Source organism: Devosia enhydra (genome assembly GCF_900119845.1).
Classification (GTDB): domain Bacteria; phylum Pseudomonadota; class Alphaproteobacteria; order Rhizobiales; family Devosiaceae; genus FPKU01.
Genome location: NZ_FPKU01000003.1, coordinates 140324 through 157008, shown reverse-complemented (window position 1 = coordinate 157008; position 16685 = coordinate 140324). Strand labels below are relative to the sequence as shown.

13 protein-coding genes are annotated in these 16685 nt (G+C 64.2%); 5 read left to right on the top strand and 8 right to left on the bottom strand.

Going from position 1 to position 16685, the window contains the following annotated elements; all coding sequences use genetic code 11:
* Positions 1-322 precede the first annotated feature (322 nt).
* Entirely contained in the window at positions 323-2089 is a 1767-nt protein-coding gene (locus tag BT183_RS15455; RefSeq protein ID WP_072345185.1) for an SLC13 family permease, read from the bottom strand.
* A 264-nt stretch (positions 2090-2353) separates the two neighbouring features.
* Between BT183_RS15455 and BT183_RS15450 the strand changes: the two genes are divergently transcribed.
* Positions 2354-3160 carry a universal stress protein gene (locus BT183_RS15450; RefSeq protein ID WP_072345183.1) on the top strand — a complete coding sequence of 269 codons (807 nt, stop codon included), beginning with the start codon at positions 2354-2356 and terminating at the stop codon, positions 3158-3160.
* 141 nt (positions 3161-3301) lie between these two features.
* Here the strand turns inward: BT183_RS15450 and BT183_RS15445 are convergent, their stop codons facing one another.
* From BT183_RS15445 to BT183_RS20285, 4 genes are all read right to left on the bottom strand, one after another.
* Positions 3302-3988: an IspD/TarI family cytidylyltransferase gene (locus tag BT183_RS15445; RefSeq protein WP_072345181.1), complete on the bottom strand. Its 687-nt coding sequence runs from the start codon at positions 3986-3988 to the stop codon at positions 3302-3304.
* Positions 3985-5343, bottom strand: coding sequence for a sulfatase-like hydrolase/transferase (locus BT183_RS15440; RefSeq protein ID WP_072345179.1), 1359 nt, complete (start codon positions 5341-5343; stop codon positions 3985-3987). The genes BT183_RS15445 and BT183_RS15440 overlap by 4 nt, the downstream gene beginning before the upstream one ends.
* A 4-nt stretch (positions 5344-5347) precedes the next feature.
* Positions 5348-6256 (bottom strand): glycosyltransferase family 2 protein, encoded by a 909-nt coding sequence (locus BT183_RS15435; RefSeq protein ID WP_072345177.1) that lies wholly within the window; start codon positions 6254-6256, stop codon positions 5348-5350.
* A gap of 168 nt (positions 6257-6424) precedes the next feature.
* On the bottom strand, positions 6425-7318 hold the full coding sequence (locus BT183_RS20285; protein ID WP_072345175.1) for a LysR family transcriptional regulator: 894 nt from the start codon (positions 7316-7318) through the stop codon (positions 6425-6427).
* 141 nt (positions 7319-7459) lie between these two features.
* Here BT183_RS20285 and BT183_RS15425 point away from each other — a divergent pair, with 141 nt between their 5' ends.
* Genes BT183_RS15425 through BT183_RS15410 form a run of 4 tightly spaced genes read left to right on the top strand, consistent with a single transcriptional unit; the run spans position 7460 to position 12189 of the window.
* On the top strand, positions 7460-9190 hold the full coding sequence (locus BT183_RS15425) for a hypothetical protein (protein ID WP_072345173.1): 1731 nt from the start codon (positions 7460-7462) through the stop codon (positions 9188-9190).
* On the top strand, positions 9187-9639 hold the full coding sequence (locus BT183_RS15420) for a tripartite tricarboxylate transporter TctB family protein (RefSeq protein WP_072345171.1): 453 nt from the start codon (positions 9187-9189) through the stop codon (positions 9637-9639). The genes BT183_RS15425 and BT183_RS15420 overlap by 4 nt, the downstream gene beginning before the upstream one ends.
* Complete coding sequence (locus BT183_RS15415) at positions 9639-11159, top strand: tripartite tricarboxylate transporter permease (protein ID WP_072345169.1); 1521 nt, start codon at positions 9639-9641, stop codon at positions 11157-11159. The genes BT183_RS15420 and BT183_RS15415 overlap by 1 nt, the downstream gene beginning before the upstream one ends.
* Positions 11160-11190: 31 nt before the next feature.
* Positions 11191-12189: a Bug family tripartite tricarboxylate transporter substrate binding protein gene (locus BT183_RS15410; RefSeq protein WP_177282584.1), complete on the top strand. Its 999-nt coding sequence runs from the start codon at positions 11191-11193 to the stop codon at positions 12187-12189.
* Between the two features lie 82 nt (positions 12190-12271).
* On the opposite strand, the gene BT183_RS15405 is transcribed toward BT183_RS15410, so the two are convergent.
* From BT183_RS15405 to BT183_RS15395, 3 genes are all read right to left on the bottom strand, one after another.
* On the bottom strand, positions 12272-13354 hold the full coding sequence (locus BT183_RS15405; RefSeq protein ID WP_072345167.1) for a glycosyltransferase family 4 protein: 1083 nt from the start codon (positions 13352-13354) through the stop codon (positions 12272-12274).
* Positions 13355-13451: 97 nt separating this feature from the next.
* Positions 13452-15446: an asparagine synthase (glutamine-hydrolyzing) gene (gene asnB / locus BT183_RS15400; protein WP_072345166.1), complete on the bottom strand. Its 1995-nt coding sequence runs from the start codon at positions 15444-15446 to the stop codon at positions 13452-13454.
* Entirely contained in the window at positions 15446-16678 is a 1233-nt protein-coding gene (locus BT183_RS15395; protein ID WP_244545358.1) for a glycosyltransferase, read from the bottom strand. The genes asnB and BT183_RS15395 overlap by 1 nt, the downstream gene beginning before the upstream one ends.
* Positions 16679-16685: the final 7 nt, after the last annotated feature.

The following is a 16685-nucleotide window of genomic DNA, read 5'->3' as shown; positions in this document are numbered from 1 at the left end:
CGTGTGCTCCGAATTGGCCTTGCCGACCAGCATAGCGCATCGCCATCTTTCGTCGAGATATTTCTACGAAATGGAACAGATGGCGGATTTAAGTATACGAATTTCGTAAAGTTTGTTCGCCTTGGCTGGCGGGCTGCCGCGGTCAGAAGAGGATGCTTTGGAAGTTCATCGGAGGGCGATCTCTCACCGCGTCCGGCGTGCGGAAATGCGTCGCTGCCCGCGTGGATCGCGGCCGATGACCACAACAGTGCGGTTTACCGCGCAGACGTCGCCTTGCGGCCACCTGGTGCATCGACACGACTGCCGTCGCCGAAGGCTCGGGTCACATTGGCCAGATGAGCATCAGCATCGGCACGGCGATGAGCACCACCAGAACCGACAAAGGCAGGCCGAGGCGCCAGTAGTCGCCGAAGCGATAGCCGCCGGGGCCCATGACCAGCGTGTTGCACTGGTGTCCGATGGGGGTGAGGAAATCCGAGCCCGCGCCGATCGCGACCGCCATCAGGAAGGCTTCGGGCTGGTATCCGAGGCCGGTGGCGAATGTTGCCGCGATGGGCGCCATCACCAGCACCGTGGCCGCATTGTTGAGGAAGGGGGTGACGGCCATGGCCGCAACCATGATCATTGCGAGCGCTCCGTAGGCGGGGAGCACACTTGCGGTCTGCGACAGCCATTCGGCAATCAGCTCGGTTGCCCCGGTCGTGCGCAGCGACTCGCTGACCGGAATGAGCGCAGCCAGCATGATCAGGATCGGCGCGTCGAGGTGCGAATAGACTTCGCGCAGGGGCACGGTGCGCGTCAGCACCATCAGCACGGCCGCGGCGAAAAAGGCGAAGGCCACGGGCGCCAGCCCCAGCGCTGTGCTCCCCATGGCCAAAGCGAGGATGATGACCGGCACGAGCCCGTTGCGGACGCTGCCAAGCTTGAGGTTGCGCTCAACGAGCGGCAGGCAATCCCAATCGCGCAAGAGGTCAGGCAATTCGTCGAGATTGCCCTGCAACACGATGACATCGCCATTCTGGTAGCGGATCTCGGACAGCCGCTCGGTGAAGCGCTTGTCGCGCCGGCTGACCGCCAAGAGGTTGAGGCCGGTCGCGTCGAAGAGGCTAAGCTCGCGGGCGCTATGGCCGATGAGACGCGAGTGCTCACCCACGATGGCCTCGACGACGCCGGTCTTTTCCGAGGCGTTGGCCGCCGAGCGGCGCTCGGAAAAGGCGAGCTTGCCCTGTGCCACGATGGTGTCGAGTGCCTCGGGCTCGCCCTCGAGCATCAGCAGATCGCCGCTGCGCACCAGCGCATCGGGCAGCGGGACGCGGCGCTTGCCGTTTTCACCCATCAGCCCGATGACGATGGCCTGCCCTCCACCCAGGCGCTGCACCTCGGATATCGAGCGGCCGATGCTGGGGGAGTCGGCGGGGACATGGACCTCGGTGGTGTAGTTCTTGATCTCGATGGCCTTTTCCATCGATGAACTCTGGCGAGCGCGCTCCGGCAGCAGCCTGTAGCAGAGCGCGAGGAAGATAAGGCCGGCCAGGGCGAGCGCGGCGCCGACCGGGGTAAAGTCGAACATCGAAAAGGACGTGCCGGTCAGCTCCTCGCGCACCCGGGACACGATGATGTTGGGTGACGTGCCGATCTGCGTCATCAATCCGCCAAGCAGCGAACCGAACGACATCGGCATCAGAAAGAGTGACGGGGAGACGCCTGAAGTGCGCGCCATCTGAAACGCGATCGGGATCATGATCGCCAGGGCGCCGATGTTCTTGATGAAGGCAGAAAGGACGGTGACAACCAGGACGAGCAGGATCAGCTGGGCACGCGGGGTGCTGATGCCGGGGGCAAATCGGCGCACGGCGATTTCCATGATCCCCGAGCGCGCCACTCCGGCGCTGACCACCAGGGCGCTTCCCACGATGACGACGATATCGTCCGAGAGGCCCGTAAAGGCGTCTTCGGGCGCCACGATGCCCGTGGCCACGGCGGCGAGCAGGGCGCCAGCTGCGACAAGGTCATAGCGCCATCGTCCCCAGACGAAGGCGGCCATCATCAGGAAGATGATTGCGAAGGCGATAATTTGCGGTGTCGTCATACCAATAGCTCCCCAGCCCAGCCCTCAACGTAGCGAGCCTCAGAAAGGCACGGCGTTGGAACACTGTATCTTTTTGCTCGTAACCGCGCCGGCTGTGCAACCATTCGCGCAGCAATCGGATAGGGGGGAGGGCACCTTGCGCGGAAGGCGTAAGCGTCGGGCGTTTGGATGCCCCGGTCGCGCGATCATAGGCCGTTGTTGATCCAGATCAGAGGCGTGCCTGCCGGGACGTGCGATGGTCTGCCGAAATCGCGGAGGTCAATTATGCAAGCAGATGTGTTCGTGCCGGTGCTCATGTACCCCGATAGCCCCACCCCGGAGAGCGTATCGGCAGCTGTTCGCATGGGCCGGCTGCTGGGCGAGGGCGCGCAAGTGCTCCTTGTAGAGGCCATGCTTCCCAGACTTGAGGGTCACTGGGGCTCAAAAATCGTCGGGGTCGCTGCCATGGCTGCTGAACTCGAGGTCAGGCAGCACGAAGCCGCTCAGGCACTTCGTCAGCACCTCGAGCCGCAGGCAACTGTGAAAGCCGCACATATGAGCCAGGCGCAAATCCTGCAGGCCGTGTCGGTCGCTGCGCGCACACATGATCTCACGGTCATCAGTGCTGAAACCAGCCAAGCCCGGGAGCTCGGTCAGACTCTCGTCTTCCAGTCCGGCAGGCCGGTGGTTCTGGTGCCCGCAGAGAGCGAAACGTCACGAATTGATCGGATCGCTATCGCCTGGGATGGAAGTCGGGCTTCGGCGCGGGCGGTGCACGACGCGATGCCGTGGATCCGAAAGGCCAGCTTCATCGCCATCGTTACCGCATTTGACGACAAGACAATTGGCCAAGAGACGGTTGAGGATCTCAGAGCATATCTCGGTCGCCACGGCCTCGAAGCCTACGCCGAACATGTTTCCTCGAGCTCGGACGTCGTCGGGATCAAGCTGCAAGACGGGGCGCTGCAGCACGGAGCGGACATGTTGATCATGGGCGCGTTCGGGCATAGCCGGATCCGCGATTTCGTCCTGGGCGGTGCCACTCAAAAAGTCTTCGAGGAGACGAAGCTGCCGATCTTCATGTCGCATTAGATAGCCGGCAGGCGATGGGGCGGGCTGCTTCGCAGAGCGCTTTCGCCTCATTTTGTTGAGTAGTAGCCTCTGCGCCGCCGTCGTGCTGCCGGGGTTGGGGGGGCAGGCTTGGATGCTTCCGATCAGATGGGCGCCTTTGCGTTACCGCGCCTGCCCCGTGCTGGCGCCGAGCGACGCCGCAGCGAGGGCTTCGGCGAGTCTGAGATCGGCGGGGGTCGTTACCTTGATGTTGTCGGCGCTGCCCGGCACGAAGGTCGTTTTCGCGCCGCCGCGATCGAGCACATCCATGAGGCTGGGGTCGGTCGCCAGCCCCTCGGGAGGGAGCGCGGCGTAGCCCCTGAGGACAGCGTCGCGCGAAAAAGCCACCGGCTTTTGCCCGATCAGGACTGCGCCCGGCGCATGCAGTAGCCGGCCGGTATCAGCGGCATAGAGAAATTCGCTGTTCCTGAGGCCGGGTGCCGAGGCTCCTGTCTGGCGCGCGGCGGCCAGGAGGGTGTCGATCAACCCGATTTCGGCGAAGGGGTGCACCACATCATGCAGCACGAGCCATGGCGCGCGGGCTGCGGCGATCAGCCTCCGCGTGGTTTCGCTGCGGCTCGCGGCCCCCTCGACGATCTCGACATGCGCGCCCGCGATCAGTTTTTGCGCACGCTCGTGCTCGGCAGCGGGGATCGCCACGATGATGCGGTCGACCCGGCTTTCGAAAAAGCGCACCGCGCGCTCGAGGAGGGTGATGCCCCCCAGCGTCACGAACGCTTTCGGCCCGAGCCCGAGCCTCGTGCCGCTTCCCGCGGCCTGGATGAGCCCTTCCACATCGTGCCGTTTCATCCGCGCCGGGCCTTGCGATGAAACAGCCTGCGCAGTCCCCGCCGCTGCCTGGGCTCTGGGCTGCTGGATGGCGGGGCGCCCTTCATGCCGCCAAAGAACCGGTCCTGTCCGTGCCGGTTGATGCGATCAAAGACGGCGAGATCGAGTGTCATCACCTCATGGTCCGGCCGCCGCGCGGCGACATAGGCAGACTTGGCGCTGACATGCGCGTAGAGAGCCTGCCGCAGCCTCGTGAAAGCCTCCGTCGTGCTGCCCCCGCGCCACATGTGCCTGATGGTCGAAAAATGCGGGTGGGTATTGCTCAGCGCCACCGGATCCAGTCGCCCATCCGGCAGCAGCTCGAAAAAATGCAGCAGGTTGGTGTGATTGGTCGGGTCCAGTCGATGGTTGAAGAGTTCGAGGCCCCGCGATGAAGCCATCAGCAAATGCGAGGCGTCGATGGCGGCAAAGGCCTTGCGCGTATCATGGTCGATAGAGTCGCTCTGGTTGGCCGTGAAGTTCTGGGAAAACACGACGCTCTGCGCCTCCCCAGAGAGGAGGCTGCGCCCCGATCCGGGATACGAAAAGGGATTTGATTGGCCCCAAAGGTCCAGCACGGTCGGGCCGATGTCGATCGTGCTGGCGAGGCGATGGCTTCGCCCGGCAGCGAGGGCGGGATCGCGGATCAGCAGCGGCGTATGCACCAGGGCGGCATAGGGTTCGAGCCCGTGCAGCTTTCCGCCCTTGAAGCCATGGGTCCAGTAATCGTCGCCATGGTCGCCGAAGACGACGATGGTGGTATCGGAGAGGCGGCCCGATCGCTTCAGCACGTCGAGCACCGCGCCCAGAAGCGTGTCGGTGACGGCGCAGGCACCGCCGGCCAGATCGTCGAGACCCTCGGCATGGCTAGCAAGCGTCAGGCTGGTCTCGATATGCGGCAGCACGTTCCAGACATAGGCGGCAAAGCCGGGCGTTGCCATCAGCTCCGTGAGCCCCTCGAGCAGCTCCCCGAAATGGTTGGTGTTGAAAAAGGGCGGCAGGCTGCCCGACAGCAGGGGAAACATCGGGCCGTCGGGAAAGGGCATGAGGCAGAAGAATTGCGTTCGATAGCCTTGTGCGGCAAGGCCGTGAAAGAGGCTTGGATTGTTGCCGGCGGGTCGATCGAGCCAGGGCGCCGCATCGAATTCGTCATGATTGGCGTGAGCCAGCGCGCCCAGAACCATCTGCGTCGACGTGGCGGCGGAAAAGTGGTTGGTGAAGCACAGCGCTTCGGTCATCAGCGCAGAGAGGTTCGGGAACGCCTCGGGGAAGGCATTGACCGTCTGCCAGGCGACGCTTTCAAGATGAAAGACGAGGAGGTTCCGTGTGGGCGCCATGGTCTCAGGATTTCCGGCGGCGCCACTCGGCGAATACGGCATCGAAATCCATGCCATGCAGATGCGACCAGCCCCGGAACGGCCGGGCCCGACGGGAGCGCACCGGCGCTGGCGGCAGGACTTTGCGGCCTGGGGTGGGATCGATATGGAAGGCGCGACCGACGGCCGATCGTGCACCCTCGCCCTCCGGCAGCGTCCGGCCCGGGGGATCGGCATATCCGCGCAGCGGGAAGATCCGGCGCAGGCGTAACCCTGTTTCGTCGACCAGATGGGCGTAGCCTTGCGCCTGGTGGATATGATCGGGGTCGACGCTGCTGAACTTTTCGAACCGTGCCTGCCTGTCAGCCCTGTCGATCATGCGCAGGTGATAGAGCTTGGCGTCCATGACGGCCTGTGGCGCCGCATCGAGTTCGGGCGGATACCATGGCTGGTGCATGCCCGGCTGACGCCGCGACAGCGTGCGCGGCAGAGCAAAGAGCCGCGGCGTCCAGCGCGGGCCGCAGGCGCCGTCAAGGCGGTAGTGATCCGGGCTGTTCCAGAGATTGACGATCCGCACCAGTCGCACCGGGCGGCCGTGCCGATCCCCCCATCGCGTCTCCTTGCGCAGCCGCCTCAGGAAAAGCGTCTCGAACCGCTCATCCGCATCGGCACACAGGACCCATCGCGCACCCAGCCGCGCCGCCTCCATCAGCAGGCGATGGCGGTTCGATGTTTCATGGGCATGGGCGGGGCCCGGACGGGTCTCGGAGAGGATGGAGACGACCCGCTGCTCCTCGGCGAGCAGGGCGCGGGTGGTATCTGTCGACCCATCGTCAAGGGCGACGATGCCATCGACGTAAGGCGCGATATGGGCGAGAAATCCGGGCAGGTAGCGCGCCTCGTCCCTCACCGAAATCACACAGAACACCGTCATCGCTTGCCTTGGACCTCAAGCGCAACGGCCAGGGAACACGGGTCCGATCGCGCGCCGGCAAGCCGGCGCCACTGCGGAGCAGCCGAACTATTCCATAGAGGCGGTGATTCGCCATTGTTAACCCGGCTCGTTTGTCCTCGCCTGCCGGTCAGGGCCGTACGCCCTCGCTCAGGCTGAGCCGGTACTGGCAACGCTCTGAAGAACCTTGAGGAACTGCTGGCAGACCCTCGAGAGCGGGCGCCTGCGGGCGTGCATGGCCCTCGGCATCAGCACGACCCGGGGATGGAGCGGGCGCATGACGAGGTCGGGGAAGATCTCGGCCACGCCCATCGGCTCGACCACCGCAATGCCAGCTCCAGAGCGTACCAGCGCACAGGCGGTGATCGTGCTGTTGGTGCCGATCATCACGGAGCGGTCGAGATCCACACCCTGGAACGCCAGATCGATCAGGTCATGCAGGGGCTGGTTGCGCACATTGGTGATGATGGGGACATCGCGCAATTCGTCGGCCGAAAGCTCGGGGCGTTGAGCCAGAGCGTGGCCGGGCGGCATGACGCAGACGACCTCGGTGGAAAACAGCGGGATGACGTCGAGCCCTTCATGCTCGCCCGGCGCATAGACCAGTGCCAGATCGATCTGCCCGCTGGCAGCAAGCTCCATGGCCTGCTTGGTCGTGGTGATCTGCAGCCAGACGCGCACCTTGGGGCGCTTCTTGCGAAAGGCCGCGATCGCCTCGGTGAGAAAGCCGCAGGACATGGTGGGCGTCGAGGCGATGGATAGAACGCCGCTATGGGCCTCGCGCAGGTCATAGGCAAACTTCTCCACCACCGCGATGGAGCTGAACACCTTTTCGGCCTCCAGATGCAGGCTCGCCGCCTCCGGGGTGGGACGGATGCGGCCACGGCCACGCGCAAACAGCGCAAATCCCAGCCGATCCTCCATGCGCCGGATCGCCTTGGTCACCGCCGGCTGGGACATCTGCAGCGCTTCTCCAGCGGCCGTGAAGCTGCCGGTCTGCATCACGGCGCGGAAAATTTCCAGCTGGCGCAAGGGCATGGACATGTCGTCATTCCTCAAGGTTATGGAGAATGAAGATAGTAGCGGTCGACGGACCGACCGCTCCACGCCTAGCCTTACCCTGCAGCATTGCCAAGAGCCGGGGAACGGCCGGGAGGTGCTCAGCAGATATGGAATGAGGTGGCGATGACCGGGTTCGGCCTGCGGGCGCTCGAGATGCACAGCGGCTATGTGTGGAATTATGACCGCGTGCGGACAGCGCTCGATTTCATCGCACGCCATGAGATGAACGCGCTCGTGCTGCATCGCAACGATATCGTCGATCTCGTGGTCTATCCCGGGCGGACATTCGGCGCTGATCCGGCTGCCCGCAACATTTTCGAGCGCTATTCGCAGATCTATCAGAAGCTCTACCGCTACACCCCGACCCGTCGCAGCGGACCGTATCAGCGGCGCGACTATCTCAAGCGCATCCTGGAGTTGGCTGCGCGTCGCGGCATCTCGGTCTATTTCGAGAACAAGGAGCTCTATTTTGCCGACATCTTCATCGAGCTCTATCCCGAGCTGACCAAGAACGGCACGCTCTGCCCCAGCCATCCGTTCTGGACCGACTTCCTCTCGGTAAAGTATCAGGAGCTGTTCGAGGATCTGCCCGGCATCGCGGGCATCATAACGGCGCCGGGAACGGGCGAAAGCCGGCTGGCCATCAGCTCCAACCGCTGCACCTGTGAGGACTGCCGCACGATCAAGCCACAGGCCTGGTATCGACGCCTGCTGATGGCCATGCACGCTCCCATCCGCGACGCGGGCGCCGACCTCATCGTGCGCGACTTCGTCTTTGACCGAAAGGCGCAGACGGAACTGGCCGAAACGATGGAATCGCTGCCCCCGGACGTCATTGTCTCGCTCAAGAACACGCCACACGACTATTATCCGACCTTCCCCGAAAACCCGCGTATCGGCGATGTCGGCAAGCGTCGGCAGTGGATCGAGTTCGATACGATGGGCCAGTATTTCGGCTGGGGAGTGGCGCCCGCGATCCTCATCGAGGATTACCGCCGCCGCCTCGCCTCCGCGTCCGGCAAGGGCGCCGAGGGGGCGATCTTCCGCACCGACTGGGAAAGTCTCGACGGCCATTCGAGCTTTGCCAATCTCAATTTTATCAACCTTTACGCAGGCGCAGCGCTCTCGAAGGACAATAGCGTGCCGGCCGGTGCCATCCATCGCCGCTGGCTCGAGGATGAGGGTATGCTCATCGCGGGGGCGAGCGAAACGGACAGAGAGGCGGCGGCGCACTGGAGCGCCGAGCTGTTCTCCGCCAGCTGGCCGGTCGTGTCGAAGACCCTGTTCGTCAATGACTGCGTGTTCTCCGATTCAAGTAACTACCCGGTGAGCCTGTCGCACGCGTTCTGGCTGGCCGAAACCAAGAACAGCCTCAAGGACTGGGTCCCTGAAAAGGCGGATGCGCTCGCAGCGACGGAAGACAACATAAGGCTGCTGCTCGCTGAAAAGGACGAGGCCCTACGCTTGGCAGAAGCCATGCTCGTCGATGCACGGCAGGCCCGTCCGGCTGCGCTGAGCGAAGCTGGATACGACCAGATCACGACCGCGCTTGAAATCTCGGCGCTTTACGTGTCGGGCTGGCGGACAGTGACCCAGGCAATTCTTCTTTGCCACTATGTCACGGCGCCCACGTCGGCAAGCTCCGGCTTCCTGCCTGAAGCCCGGGATCTGCTCGCGTCGGAGCTTGGAACGCTGGAGGCAACCGCGCAGCGTTTCCGGCGCTTCGCCCAGGACACCGATCACCGATACGTCGTCTACGTCATGCTGGGATGGGAACGCATGCTGACACTGAAGGCGGACCTGGAGACGCGGATCGCCGCTCACGAGACGGCCTCACAGGGGTCGGCCGAATGAGGGACGCCGCGCTGCCACGCTCAAACTGGACGATCCAGTTGGTCGTCGCCGGCGCGCTGCTGGCGATTACGGCCGGATATCTGTTCCTGGCCTTTGGATACTCGTTCGGCAGCTGGAGCAATCCTCGCGCCGGCTTCCTGCCGCGCATTGCCGGCGTTCTCGGCACCGGATTGGCCCTCATCAACCTTGTCTCGACGCTTCTGCGGCGTCCGGCTGACTGTGACCTGGGGGAGATGCCGCTGCGCGCCCTCGGCGTTGCCGCGGTTCTGGCGGCGTATCCCGTTGGCTTGAGCTTTGGCGGCTATCTCGCCAGCACTGCGATTGTGACCTTCCTGCTCGTCAAGCTCTTCGGAGCCCGCACCTGGCTCATGCCCGTCGTGGTTGCAGCAGCGACAAGTGGCGGCACCTATCTGCTGTTTGCCCGCGTGCTCGAATTGCGGATTCCGTGATGGAGAGCCTCAACCTCCTGCTCAATGGCTTCCAGCTCGCGGCGACACCGGGAAATCTCGCTGCCGCTGCGATCGGCGTGCTGCTTGGCACCCTCGCTGGCATGTTGCCCGGTCTTGGTCTTTCGGGAACAATCGCGCTGCTCATTCCGATCAGCTTCGGGCTCGACCCGCTGACGGCACTGGTGCTGTTCGCCGGCATCTATTTTGGCGCCGCCTATGGCGGATCGACGACCTCCATTCTCCTCAACGTGCCGGGGGAGGGTGCTTCCGTCGTCACCTGCATCGAAGGCTACCCGATGGCCCGGCGCGGTCGCGGCGGTGCGGCCCTGTCGGTTGCGGCCATCGGTTCGTTCGTGGCCGGCGTGCTCGGGCTCGTCAGTCTCGTCACGCTTGCAGGCGTCGTCGCCCGTGCAGCACTGGCTTTTGGTCCGCAGGAATATCTCTGCATTGCCGTACTTGCTCTGGTGCTGCTCTCGGGAATCACCGGCGGATCGCTGGTGCGGTCCGCCCTGATGGCGACCATCGGCATCATGATCGGCACGGTCGGCATGGACCCGCTGACCGCAACGGGACGCTTCACCTTTCAGGTCGACGCGCTTTACGACGGCATTTCCTTCATCGCCGTCATCATGGGTACCTATGGACTGGCAGAGGTATTGCACACGGCCTCTGGCGGGACGGAAGTGCAGCGCCCGCCGCGCATTCGGCTGCGCGACCTCTATCCTACGCGCGAAGAAGCGGGGCGGGCGGCGCCTGCGATCCTCAGGGGCAGCTTCATCGGGCTGCTTGTAGGTCTGATCCCCGGTCCCTCCGGGACGATTTCGAGCTTTCTCTCCTATGCCACAGAAAAGCGCTTCAGCCGAGGCAGGTCCGAATTCGGCAACGGCGCGATCGAAGGTGTGGCGGGACCGGAATCCGCCAATAACGGCGCCGATTCCTCGACGCTGATCCCGTTGCTGTCCCTGGGCATTCCCTTCAATTCCGGCGCCGCCCTGCTGATGACCGGCTTCCTGATCCATGGGGTGACGCCGGGTCCGAACCTGATCTCCGGCCATCCCGATCTCTTCTGGGGTCTGGTTGCGAGCATGTTCATCGGCAATCTCATGCTTCTGGTGATCAACCTGCCGCTGGTCGGGGTCTTCGCTTCGGTTCTGATGACGCCAACCGCCTACCTCATGCCAATCGTGTCGGTGTTCGTGCTGATCGGCGCATACTTCATCGACACGAGCTTCGTGGATGTCGGCGTCGTCGTGCTGTTCGGGGTGGTCGGCTACCTGCTGCGCGGCACCGGCTACCACATGGCACCGCTGGTGATCGGCGTTTTCCTCGGGCCTCTGATCGAGCGCAGCTTCGCCCAGTCGATGGTTCTTCTCGATGGCGACCTGCTCAAGCTTTTCGCCCGGCCGCTGAGCGGCACCATGCTCGGGCTCGCCATCGCTTTCATCATCCTGCGCATCGCCTATGGCGTGCTGGTGCAGCGCCGCGCGGCTGCGACCTCCGTGGCAGGATCGCAGACCTGACTTCTGTTCAAACGACAAAAGGGAGAAGACCATGACATTCAAGCCTTCACGCAGGACCGTGCTGATCGCCGCGCTGCTGGCCAGTGCTGCGGCGGTGACGCCCGTCGCCGCTCAAACCTACCCCGAGCGCCCGATCACGATGATCGTGCCGTTCGGGCCCGGCGGCAGCACCGACCTCATCGCGCGCATCGTCATCGCCAAGGCCGAGGCGGCTCTTGGCCAGCCCATCGTTATCGAGAACAAGCCCGGCGCCGGCACGATGATCGGGCTCAACGAGCTGGTTGGGGCGGAGCCGGATGGCTACACGATCGGCATGACCACCAGCTCGGCGGCGCTTCAGCCGATCTATGGCGCCGCGCGTTACGACTATGTCGACGAGTTGACCCCGATCGCCCAGTTCGCGCAGACGGCTCCGATCCTCGCCGTGCAGGCGAGCTCGGACTGGCAGACCCTTGAAGATCTCCTCGCCGATGCCAAGGCCAACCCCGGCGCCATCAAATATGGCATCACGGGCGTCGGCAATTCCTCCCATCTCGGGCCGGCACAGGTTGCCCTCGAGGCCGGCGTGGAGATGCCGCATGTCGTCTTCGATGGCGGCGCAACCCTGATGACGGCGCTTCTGGGCGGGCATGTCTCGGCCGCCGCCGGTAGCCCGGTCGACTACAAGGAGCAGATTGCGGCCGGTGAACTGCGCGGTCTTGTCCTGTTCGCCGAAGAGCGCAGCGACGACGCGTTGATCGGCCAGATCCCGACGGCTCTGGAGCTGGGCTATACCGCCGAAATCACCTCCTGGACGGCCGTCTCAGGGCCCAAGGGCATGGCTCCCGAGGTGGTTGCCAAGCTCGAGGGGGCCTTCGCCGAAGCGATGGCCGACGAGGAGGTTCTGGCAGCGATCCGTGAACTGGGGTCCGACCCGGTCTATCTCGATGCCGAAGCCCTGGGCGAGCGCATGCGCAATGCCCGCGAGGGCTGGACTGCGATCGTCACGGACACGGGCATTCTTGACCTCGTCAAGAGCCAGACCAACTGATCAAGGCTGTGCGGTCGGATGGTTCAGCCCGGCCGCACACCAACGCCATGACGACGTCCGGCAAGACGAGCTAGCCGCCGTCTCATGTGTGACGGCACCGGCTGGCTGCATCGAGCAACAGGCTCGCGACACGCGGCCCCCAGACTTGCAGGGAATACTGTTCTTCGACTTTTCGGCGGCCGGCTGCGCCCATGCGGTGACGAAGGGCGGGGTCGTGAAGGAGTGTTGTCAGGGCCTCGCGCCACTCGTCATCAGTCCTCGCCAGAAAGCCGTTGACGCCGTGCTCGACGATTTCGGAATTCACCCCGACGGGTGAAGCAACGACCGGCAGTCCGCAAGCCATGTACTGGATCAGCTTGTAGCCGCATTTTCCCCGGGCCCACGGCGTATCGGTCAGCGGCATGATGCCGATATCGAGGCTTTGAAGGAATGGCACCTCTGCCGCTTCGCTCCAGGGTTCGATATCGAGCCTGGGCTGTGCAACCGCGTCGCGCCCGGCCCCCATCACCGCCAAATGTGCATCCGCCTGTTCTAGGGTCGGCATCAAGGCGGGCATCAGTTTGACCAGATATTCCGACCACGTGCTGGGCGTTCCGATCCAGCCGACGCGCGGAGCGGTCTCGGCGTTATTTGCCGGCGGGGCAGGGCGATACACCCAGGCATCAACCACGGTCGGGACGATTTCAACACGGGCGTTGAGCGGCCGCGCATAGTCGGCAAGGTAGGCATTGCCCGCGAGCACCAGCTCGGCGCCGCCAATGGTGCTGTGCAGCTTTTTGCCCAGCACGCGCCGCACCAGCCGTTTCGAATGAAGGTCGTAATTGTGGAAGATGGCATCGTCATAGTCGAAGACGATGGGTTTCCCCGGAATGCGCGCGAGGCTCTCGAAGAGGCCTGGCATGAACGGAAAGAGGTCGTAGTTGAGCCAGATCAGATCGACGTCAGGACGCGACAAAAGCCAGAGGACGCGATCAACATAACGGCGTGCCAGTTGCGCGGCGCTGCGGCGACCGCCCGTGTAGAGCCGCTCGAGATAGGTATCATCCAGCAGGGGGCGCGAAACGAGTTCGAAGTCGCTGGCTTCCAGATACGGACGATATTGCTGGAAGCGCTGACGGGTGCTCGCCGCCAGATCGCCATATCGCGTGAGAAGCGCGATTTTCATGTGTGCCGCGGATTGGCCGCGAGGGCCCGGCGATTTGCAGGGACGCCCTGCGGCACCGCAGTGCCGTTCGGTCCGAGTGTCTGCATGAGAACCATGATCATGCTGGAAGCGCAACGCCTCTTCGCTGGGCCATCATCCAGGCCTGGAACATCAAGATGATCCATATGCGATGCGTCCAGTCTCGTCGACCGGAGAGGTGCTCCGCCCAGGCCTGTCGTACGGGCGCGGGATCGATGAGGCCCTCGCGTCTAAGACCCTCTTCGGACAGGAGATCCTCGGCCCAATCCCGCAGCGGTCCGCGCAGCCAGTCACCCACCGGAATGCCGAACCCGGTCTTGGGGCGCTCGATCAGCTCGCGTGGCACGTGCCGATAAAGGATCTGCCTCAGCGCCCATTTGCCCTGTCCATCGCGGATCTTCATGTGTGGCGGCAGGCGGGCCGATACGGCGAGGACGTCCGGATCGAGAAAGGGAACGCGCGTCTCGAGGCTCACAGCCATCGCGGCCCGATCAACCTTGCAGAGGATGTCATCGGGCAGATAGGAGCGCATATCCTGCGCCATCATGCGCCCGGCGGCATCATCGGCGAGTGTGGACGGCAGAGGATCGTCGAGTGTCGTGTCGCTCTCCTCGTGCAGCCCGATCACCATATATTTCCCAGGCCATTCGGAAACGAGGCTGCGATAGAGGTCGTCCATCGTTTGAACCGTGCGCATGCGGAATGCCAGTTTGTGCGCCTTGTCACCGGTCCTCGACACATGGCCGCCAGTCAGCGCGCCGATCTTGTCCCATGCAGCAACGGGGATTGCGGCAATGGAGTGGCCCAAGCGCCGCCGCATCGCGTGGGGCATCCAGTCCAGCCGCTGCCAGATGCGCGGTCCCCAGAAGTATCGATTATAGCCCCCGAACAACTCATCCCCGGCATCCCCGGACAGTGCTACTGTAACGGCTGTGCGGGCGGCTTTGCAGACCAGGTGGGTCGGAAGTTGGGAGGAATCGGCGAAAGGCTCGTCATACATCTCGGGTAGGAGGGGGATGACGTCGCGTGCCTCGGCCTCTGTAACCGTGAGTTCGGTGTGATCTGTGCCTAGGTGACGCGCGACGGCGGCGGCGAACGGCGCTTCGTTGTAAGCCGGATTGTCGAAGCCGATGGTGAAGGTCCGAACCGGGCGTGATGACTGCGCCTGCATGAGGGAAACGATGAGCGAGCTGTCGATGCCGCCTGAGAGGAAAGCGCCGAGTGGAACGTCGGAAATTGTTTGTCGGGCGACAGCTTGACGGAGGCTGTATTCAACAGCTGCAAGTGCTTCTTGTTCAGTTGCGAAGCGTGAGTGTGCTCCGCGCTCGATCGTATCGCCCAATGACCAGTATCGTCGGATGGAGATGGACCCGTAGACTTGGTCGGGTCGTAGGGGAGACTCGGGAGCGGCGGTAGGTATTGGTCCTTCTACAGTAAGAATGCAGCCGGGCTCGAGTTTATAGATGCCGGGATGAATGCTGCGGGGGGCGGGGACATAGGCGAAGCGGAGATACTGTGCCAATGCTTGGCGGCAGATGTCGCGGGGGAAATTCGGATGGCGCCGCAGGGCTTTAAGTTCGGAACCGAAGACCAGAGCGCGGCCAGCCCAGCCCCAGTAGAGCGGCTTTTCGCCGATGCGGTCGCGGGCGAGGGAGAGGCGGTTTTCCCCTCTGTCCCAGAGGGCTAGCGCGAACATGCCCGCGGCGCGGCGCAGGGTATCGTCCAGCCCCCAATGGGCGATGCCGGCCAGAAGCGTCTCGGTATCGGAGTGGCCGCGCCAGTCTTGCACGGCATCTTCGGAAGCAAGTTCGCGGCGGAGATCAAGATGATTATAGATTTCTCCGTTGAAGATGATAATAAAACGACCGTCGGGGGAGGCCATGGGCTGGGCGCCGGCCTCGGAGAGATCGAGGATGGCGAGGCGCCGGTGGCCGAGGGCGATTTTCTCATCGATCCAAATGCCTTGGCCGTCGGGTCCCCGGTGGGCCAGAGTGTGTATCATGGCCTCGATACGGGTGCGAAAGGCACTCTCTGTGCCCCCCGCAGGATCGTAAAATCCTGCAAGACCACACATCACTCACGCTCCATTCGCGTGGAATCACGTGAAGTCGTGTGGACATCCGTTTCAGGGGCGAGAATCGCGGCGTAAATCGCGCGGTACGCAGCGGTGCCGGCTTCGAGCGAGAAGATCTCCTCGGCCGCAGTGCGGCAGCGGCGGGCGAGATCGGGATCGGCGAGAAGGGCGAGGAGCGCGTCGCAGGCTTCGGCCATCTGCTGGGGCGATGAGCCTTCGGCGATGACGCCGACGCGATGGGCGGCGATGATGCGGGCCACATCACCCACCCCGGCATTGGCGAGCACCGGCAGGCCGCAGCCGAGAATTTCGGCCATGCGGGTGGGGGAGCGGCCAAGCTCGGACACCTCACCGCCGGCATAGAACATCACCGAGGCCAACTGCTGGTGGAGGATGGCGGGGATTTCGGCCGGATTGGCGGGGGCGATGGAGACGCGGGCGGCGAGTTCGGGCGGCAGGGCGAGGGCGGCGCGCACCGCTGCCGGATCATCGCGCGTGGTGAGCATGAAGGTGAGGGAAGGGTCGCGCGCGGCGGCTGCGCGAATGAAGGCGGCGAGCCAATCGATGCGGAACCAGCCGCTGAGCACCGTGCCAAGGCAGCCGATGACGCGGCCGGACGGCGGGATCGTGGCCGGGACGAAGCGCGAGAGATCGGCGCATGTGGGGATGACGATGAGGCGCCGCCCGGCAAGCTCGCGCGGGTAGAGGCGGTGCAGATGCTCGGCCGCAGCCTCGGTGAGCGAGACGGTGGCGGCGGCGTGCCTGATGCAGGCCCGCTCGATGAAGGCGATGGCGCGATGGAGCAGCGAGCCCCGGCGCAGGCGGCCGGCGGTGATCAGCTCCTCGGGCCAGAGGGCGCGCATATCGAAGATGAACGGGGTTCCGGTGAGGCGGTTGAGAACTAGCGCGATGGCGGCGGGGATATAGGAGCGGGCGTGGATGAGCCGCGCCTTGCCCCACAGCACGGCGCCAAGCCCCTGCCAGCCCATGCCCAGCATGTCGAGCGCGGGGGCGACAAGCCGCGGGCGGGCGCGAAAGGGGCGGGGGCGCCAGTCTATGTTATGGGCGCTGCACTGGGCGCGGGCGGTGGCCATGGCAGCGGCATCGGCCCAATCCTCAGGCTTTTCGCGCGTGATGAGAATGATGCGCTGCTGCTGCGCCAGACCGCGCAGATAGGCGAGCACCTGGCTTTTGCCGAGGGGTTCGAGGAGGCCATTGCGGGTCAAATACACCGAAGTA

Excerpts from the sequence above, each read along its gene's own strand:
- BT183_RS15405 (WP_072345167.1), bottom strand. The coding sequence starts at position 13,354 with ATGAAAATCGCGCTTCTCACGCGATATGGCGATCTGGCGGCGAGCACC.
- BT183_RS15425 (WP_072345173.1), top strand. The coding sequence starts at position 7,460 with ATGACCGGGTTCGGCCTGCGGGCGCTCGAGATGCACAGCGGCTATGTG.
- BT183_RS15415 (WP_072345169.1), top strand. The coding sequence starts at position 9,639 with ATGGAGAGCCTCAACCTCCTGCTCAATGGCTTCCAGCTCGCGGCGACA.
- BT183_RS15420 (WP_072345171.1), top strand. The coding sequence starts at position 9,187 with ATGAGGGACGCCGCGCTGCCACGCTCAAACTGGACGATCCAGTTGGTC.
- BT183_RS15410 (WP_177282584.1), top strand. The coding sequence starts at position 11,191 with ATGACATTCAAGCCTTCACGCAGGACCGTGCTGATCGCCGCGCTGCTG.
- BT183_RS15440 (WP_072345179.1), bottom strand. The coding sequence starts at position 5,343 with ATGGCGCCCACACGGAACCTCCTCGTCTTTCATCTTGAAAGCGTCGCC.
- BT183_RS20285 (WP_072345175.1), bottom strand. The coding sequence starts at position 7,318 with ATGTCCATGCCCTTGCGCCAGCTGGAAATTTTCCGCGCCGTGATGCAG.
- BT183_RS15435 (WP_072345177.1), bottom strand. The coding sequence starts at position 6,256 with ATGACGGTGTTCTGTGTGATTTCGGTGAGGGACGAGGCGCGCTACCTG.
- BT183_RS15445 (WP_072345181.1), bottom strand. The coding sequence starts at position 3,988 with ATGAAACGGCACGATGTGGAAGGGCTCATCCAGGCCGCGGGAAGCGGC.
- asnB (WP_072345166.1), bottom strand. The coding sequence starts at position 15,446 with ATGTGTGGTCTTGCAGGATTTTACGATCCTGCGGGGGGCACAGAGAGT.
- BT183_RS15455 (WP_072345185.1), bottom strand. The coding sequence starts at position 2,089 with ATGACGACACCGCAAATTATCGCCTTCGCAATCATCTTCCTGATGATG.
- BT183_RS15450 (WP_072345183.1), top strand. The coding sequence starts at position 2,354 with ATGCAAGCAGATGTGTTCGTGCCGGTGCTCATGTACCCCGATAGCCCC.